Source organism: Streptomyces sp. NPDC057302 (assembly GCF_042667685.1).
GTDB lineage: Bacteria > Actinomycetota > Actinomycetes > Streptomycetales > Streptomycetaceae > Streptomyces.
In genome coordinates this window covers 349,258-355,678 of record NZ_JBHUZJ010000001.1, presented here as the reverse complement: position 1 = coordinate 355,678, position 6,421 = coordinate 349,258, and the positions used below count along the sequence as shown (strand labels likewise).

Below are 6,421 nucleotides of genomic sequence, written 5' to 3'. Positions count from 1 at the left end.
CACCAGCCACCGCCGACAACGCATCCGCACCACCCGCCACCACCACAGCCCGATGATCGAACACCGACCGTGACAGCAAGGCATCGGCTGCGTCGGCCGGTGCCAGCGCCTCTGCCGCGGGGGCGAGTTGGGCGGCGTGGGCGCGCAGGGCGTCCGCCGTGCGCGCGGACAGCACCAAGGGGGCGGGCCCGGACGTCGGCTGCGGGTCGGTGGGGGTGTCGTCGGGTGCCTGTTCCAGCACCGCGTGGGCGTTGGTGCCGCTGATGCCGAACGAGGACACACCGGCCCGCCTGGGCCGCTCGACCTCGGGCCACGGCATGGTCTCGGTGACGAGCGACACGGCGCCCGACGTCCAGTCCACGTGCGGGGTGGGCTCGGTGATGTGCAGGCTCTGGGGCAGTACGCCGTGCCGCAGCGCGAGGACCATCTTGATCAGACCCGCGACGCCTGAAGCCGCCTGGGTGTGGCCGATGTTGGACTTCACCGAGCCGAGGAGCAGCGGCCGGTCGGCGGGGTGCTCGCGGCCGTAGGTGGCAAGGAGGGCGTCGGCCTCGATCGGGTCGCCGAGCCGGGTACCGGTGCCGTGTGCCTCGACGGCGTCGACCTCGGCGGCCGGGACGCCGGCGTCGGCAAGCGCCTGCCGGATGACCCTGCGCTGTGCGGGGCCGCTGGGGGCGGTGAGTCCGTTGGACGCGCCGTCCTGGTTGATCGCGGTGCCCTTGATCAGCGCGAGTACGGGGTGGCCGTTGCGGCGCGCGTCGGACAGCCGCTCCAGGAGCACCATGGTGGCGCCCTCGGCGAGGCCGAACCCGTCGGCGCTCGCAGAGAACGCCTTGCACCGGCCGTCGGGGGCGAGTGCGCGCTGCCTGCTGAACTCCATGAACATGCCCGGCGACGGCATGACCGTGACGCCGCCCGCCAGGGCGACGGGGCACTCGCCCCGCCGCAGCGACTGCACGGCCAGGTGCAGGGCGGCCAGGGACGAGGAGCACGCCGTGTCGAGGGTGACGGCGGGTCCGTTGAACCCGAACGAGTAGGAGAGCCTGCCGGAGGCGACGCTCGCGGTGTTGCCGGTGAGCAGATAGCCCTCGAGGTCCGCAGGGGCCTCGTGCAGCCGCGGCCCGTAGTCCATGGTCATCGCGCCCACGAACACGCCCGCCTGGCTGCCCCTCAGCGTCGCCGGTGCGATGCCGGCGCGCTCGATCGCCTCCCAGCCGATCTCCAGGAGCAGCCGCTGCTGCGGGTCCATCGCCACTGCCTCGCGCGGCGATATCCCGAAGAACTCGGGGTCGAACTGCGGGGCGTCGTGCAGGAATCCGGCCTCGCGCTGGTAGTAGCCGCCCGCCCGCTCGGCGTCCTCGTCGTAGCGTCCGTCCAGGTCCCAGCCCCGGTCGGTGGGGAACGCGGTGATGCCGTCGCCGCCGGTGGACAGCAGCTCCCAGAGGTCCTCGGGGCTGCGTACGCCGCCGGGCAGGCGGCAGCTCATCGCCACGATCGCGATCGGCTCGTCGTCGCCGACGGCCGTCGGGGTGAGCGGCTCGTCGTCGTCATCCGGGGTGCCGAGCAGCACGCGGTCGATGTGCCGGGCCAGGCCGCGGCACGTCGGGTTGTCGAACACCGTCGACACCCGCAGGTTCAGTCCGGTGGCCGCGTTCAGCAGGTTGCGCAGGGCCACCGCGCCCGCCGAGTCGACGCCCAGTTCGAGGAGCGGCGCGTCCGCGTCGGCGGGCTCGGCCTCCCGGGCGGCATCTCCGACGGTGGCGGCCACCTGCGCGCGGACCAGGTCGAGGAGGAACGCGGCGCGGTCGGGGGCGGCGGCGACGCGGTCGGCGAAGGACGGGGCGGGGGCGGCAGCGGGCGCCGCGTGCAGCGGGTAGGCGGGCAGCGGCACCGCGCGCGCGTCCCGGCCCTCGAACACCGCGTGCCAGTCGGGGAGCACGCCGTGCGCGTGCAGTTCGGCGAGCGCGGCGGTCATCTGGTCGGCGCCGCCCCGCTCCCTGCGCAGCGTGCCGACGACGGCGGCCTCCACGCCTGCTTCCTCGGCGGTTTCCTGGACGGACCTGGTGAGAACCGGGTGCGGGCTCGATTCGAGGAACAGGTGGTGCCCGGCGGCCAGGACGGCGCGCGTGGCGCGCTCGAAGTCCGCGGTGCCGCGCAGGTTGCGGCACCAGTGGTCCGCGGTGAGCGTGAGCGGGTCGATCCTGGCGCCCGTGGTGGCCGTGTAGATCGGCACGTCCGTCGGGCGGGGGGTGATCGGGGCGAGGTCGGCGCGCAGCATGTCGAGCACGGAGTCGACCTGACGGCCGTGCGCGGCGAGACGGATCGCGATGCTCCTGGCCCTGACGCCGTCGGCGGCCAGTTCGGCGAGGAGTTCGGTGGCCGCCTCCTCGGTGCCGGAGACCAGGACCGAGGTGGGGGCGTGTACGGCGGCCAGGTCGAGATCCTCGTACCGGGTGAGCCGCTCACGTACGTCGTCGGCCGACGCGAGGACGGAGAGCATCACGCCGCGTTCGAGCAGGTGTACCTGCGCTTGGCTGAACAGGGCCACGGCCCGTGCGCCGTCCTCGACGGACAGCGCGCCCGCGACCGTCGCGGCCGGGATCTCGCCGACGCTGGAGCCGATCACGGCGCCGGGCCGCACGCCCCAGGAGCGCCACAGCGCGGACAGGGACACCATCATCGCCCAGAGCGCGGGCTGTCCCACGTCCGGTCGGTCGAGGGAGGGCGTGTCCGCCCTGCCGCGCAGCACGTCGAGGACGGGCCAGTCGACGTACGGCGTCAACGCCTCGGCGCATGCGTGCAGTTGCTCGGCGAACACCGGCGACGTGGCGAGGAGTTCGTCGGCCATGCCCAGCCACTGCGGGCCGTGGCCCGGGAACACCAGGGCGATGTCGTCCGCCGCGGCCCGCACCGGCCTCCCGGCCGCGAGCCCCGGCGCGGGTATTCGTCCCTCGCTGAAGGCGAGCAGCTCATCGGCGAGTCGCGTGCGGTCCCCGCCGACCAGCGCGGTGCGCCGGGCGAGAGCGGGCCGGGTGGTGGCGAGGGAGAAGGCGATGTCGACGAGCGGCAGGGCCGGTTCGGCTTCGATCAGCGCGTGCAGGTCGGCGGCTCGCGCCCGCAGCGCGTCGTCGCTGTGCGCCGACAAGGTGATCGGGACGGCGGGGCCGTCCGCCGCGTCGCGGCCGGGCCGGGGCCGGCCCGATCCCAGCGCGGCCTCGACCAAAGCGGGCACGCCGTCGGACCATGCGTGGTCGGCGTCGAGCAGGTAGGCGAAGGTCGCGGTCCGTGTGCTGTCCGAGCGCGTGAGCACGGCGAAGGTGCCGTCGGCCCCGACCAGCGCCACGTCGCACTCGCCGGAACGTACGGCGGCGACGGCTTCGGTCAGCGGGTCGTGTCCGGTCCGGCAGGGGCCGTGGAAGCCGAGCGCGCGTGCCAACTCGCCCGCCGGGGCCGTGTCGGCGGTGTCGGAGGTGTCGGCGGTGTCGGAGGCCATGTAGACGCCGACGCCTGCCCGGTCGTCCGCGCCGATGCCCGCGTCCTCACAGGCCGCCCACGCCGACTCCAGTTCCACCGTCCGGTCCGCGGGCAGCGTCATACCGGTCAGCTCGGCCAGTACACCGTGGTCGCGCTCCGCCCGCATCGGTGCCGCGGGCGCGGCCCCGATGACGGCGACAGTGCCGGTGTACACCCCTTCTGATAAGCGCATGGCAGCCTCTGCCTTCGTCAGTAATCCACTGGAACGGGATACACGCATGGTTGGCCTGAATCGGCTCGATGCTTTCTCGGCCACATCGCCGCGACAACGAGCGCAAGTCAAAGCCAGCTATCCAGAAATTGTCAACTGCGGTCTATTTTCGGTCTGTCGTCGGCGGAAAACACTCGTAGGCCATGTGAAGGCGCGGGTCAGAGGCGCGTCATCGCGCGGGCTTTACCGTACGGACTTCCAAAATTTACCCGGCTATAGACGTGCCCCGGAGAGGAGCGAACCCGCCCGTTGCCCTGCTGCCAAGCAGCTCATGCCCTATCGCGCAGCACCTTCTGCCCCATCGCGCAGGGGCGGCTTCGCGCCCGCAGGGATGGAATTGCGGCGTCACCCGTGCATCAACAACACGCCATTCCTTCGTCACGATCCGGCCATACGGATCCCGTCAAGATTCGGCCCTCGCGCAGACCACTTTGAAACACTGAATTAATAGTGGGCGGGAACCAGCTCGCCGACCGCACACGCCGAGGCCGGTCGAAGCGGGTAGAGACCAGCAAGGAAGGGCCGGCACAGGCCGGGAGACACGGGAGCGACCCGGCCGAGCACCCTCGCACCGTGGCGACGTTGCCCCGGAGCAGCACGCCCTGCCGCGGAGCCGGAGCCGGAGCCTGGGCGCGGAGGTGGCCGGGACCAAGAAAGAGGACCGGCGCGGAAATGGCCGTGAGGGTGCAGGGAAGAGTGCCGTACAAACCCCCGGCCGTCTCCACGAGACGTCGGCCGGGATCTAATTTCGCGACGGTCGGAGTTCACGACCCATCAGCTGATAGCTGGAGAACGACATAAGCCGTTCATGAGAACAGCGACTTGAGTTCGGGCACAGGAACAGCCCTCGTGTTCTTCACACGGCAGCCAAGGCGGTATGCCCGCAAGCGCCGGCCCCACGTCGCGGCCAGCTGATTCTTATCCCCCTTTTATACGGGCCCCGTGCAGTCGCAGGGATCGATACGGAGGACCGAGGGAGTGGTACTCCGAGAAGACCGAATCAGCCTGCGGATGGGTGGCACATGGTCGGTTCGAACGCGATACCCGTGGCCTCGCGCCTGGCCCGACAGTAGCCGAGCGAGTGCAGCCCGCACCAGACTCTCCTTATGTGGCAATCGGAGGCAGAACAACACTTCTCCACTGGCGCATAGGGCACGTTGCCGGACACGGTGAACGCGCCCGCGTATATGCCACCGCGAATGCCCGACCCCTTCACCACCTGGCATCAACCACGGCAGTTCGCGTCCGCGACACCTGACTCGTGAGTATTCGAAGCACCACACTCCGTGTCCGAAAGCGGATCACCCCCAGAACCGCCGTGCCCGTTTCGCCTCGCCCGTGCTCCGTCTTCTGACCGTTTCGGGCCCGCGGGCGGAATCTGTGGTTCACCTCACACGCCCTGAACGCCGTTCGGAGACGACCGGAACGGCTCAGGGCCTGAGCAGTGTCTTGATCGATCCGTGACAGCACGGATCCGCACACGCGCGGCCTCGTGCGGGCCGCACTCGGATCTCGTGCGGGCCGCGCCCGGATCTCGTGCGGGCCGCGCCCGGATGCGGCAACCCCTCCGCCGGGGTGCCATGGGTGGAGACAGAAAGGGGCCGGCAGCCATGGCGCGACCAGTGTGGAGCGGAACGCTGACCTTCGGTCTCGTGTCCCTGCCCGTCCAGATGTTCACGGCCACGGACAGCCACACCGTCCGCTTCCACCAGCTCCAGCGCGGCACGTCGGACCGGGTCCGCAACAAGCGGGTGAATGAACGCACCGGCGAGGAAGTGCCGCTCGACGAGATCGTCAAGGCCTTCGACGCGGGTGACGAGTACGTCCTGGTCGAGCCCGACGAGTTGGACGACATCGCCCCGGGGCGCTCCAAGACACTGGAGATCACGGGGTTCGTCGACCTCGAAGACGTCGAGCCGATCTTCTTCGACAAGACGTACTACCTGGGCCCGAAGGGCAAGGAGTACACGAAGGTCTACGCCCTCCTGGAGAAGGCGCTCACCGACGCGGACAGGGCAGGGATCGCCACCTTCGTGATGCGCAACCACCAGTACCTGGTCGCGCTGAAGGCCGAGAGCGGTCTCCTGACGCTGCACACCCTCCACTGGGCGGACGAGATCCGTGACCCGCGCGACGAGATCGACGATCTGCCGGGCAGGACGAAGGTCACCGACCGCGAGCTGAAGATGGCACGCCAGCTCGTCGACACGCTCCGCATCGAGTGGAAGCCCGAAGACTTCCACGACACCTACCAGGAGCAGGTCAAGGCTCTCATCGAGGCCAAGCGCACGGGCGAGTCGGTCGAGAAGGCGGAGCCCCCGGCCGAGTCCACCAACGTCGTCGACCTGATGGACGCGCTACGGGCGAGCGTCGACCGGGCGAAGAAGCCCTCGGGACGCGGCGGCAGCGGCAAGAAGCGGGCCGACGGCAGCGCTTCGCCGCCGACCCAGATCCGCGACGCCGCCGCCAAGCGCCGCCGGTCCGCCGGTTCCGGAAAGCCGACGACCGGTGGCGGAAAGTCGAAGAAGGGTGCGCCGCTCGACTCCCTGACCAAGGCGGAGCTGTACCGACGAGCCACTGACGCCGAGGTCGCGGGCCGCTCCTCCATGAACCGCGAGGAGCTCGTCGAAGCCCTGCGCGGCACACGGCGGCACAGAGCCACCTCCTGAGCGGCCG

At 70.8% G+C, this 6,421-nt stretch carries 2 protein-coding genes; one reads left to right on the top strand and one right to left on the bottom strand.

The window, feature by feature from the left end:
- The coding region (locus ACFUPX_RS01440) for a beta-ketoacyl synthase N-terminal-like domain-containing protein (protein WP_383313875.1) at positions 1–3,706 on the bottom strand (3,706 nt) is incomplete at its 3' end.
- 1,649 nt (positions 3,707–5,355) lie between these two features.
- Here ACFUPX_RS01440 and ACFUPX_RS01435 point away from each other — a divergent pair.
- A complete protein-coding gene (locus tag ACFUPX_RS01435) occupies positions 5,356–6,414 on the top strand; it encodes a Ku protein (RefSeq protein WP_383313873.1) in 1,059 nt (352 codons plus the stop codon).
- Positions 6,415–6,421: the final 7 nt, after the last annotated feature.

Coding starts and splice junctions, on each gene's coding strand:
- ACFUPX_RS01435 (WP_383313873.1), top strand. CDS start 5,356: ATGGCGCGACCAGTGTGGAGCGGAACGCTGACCTTCGGTCTCGTGTCC.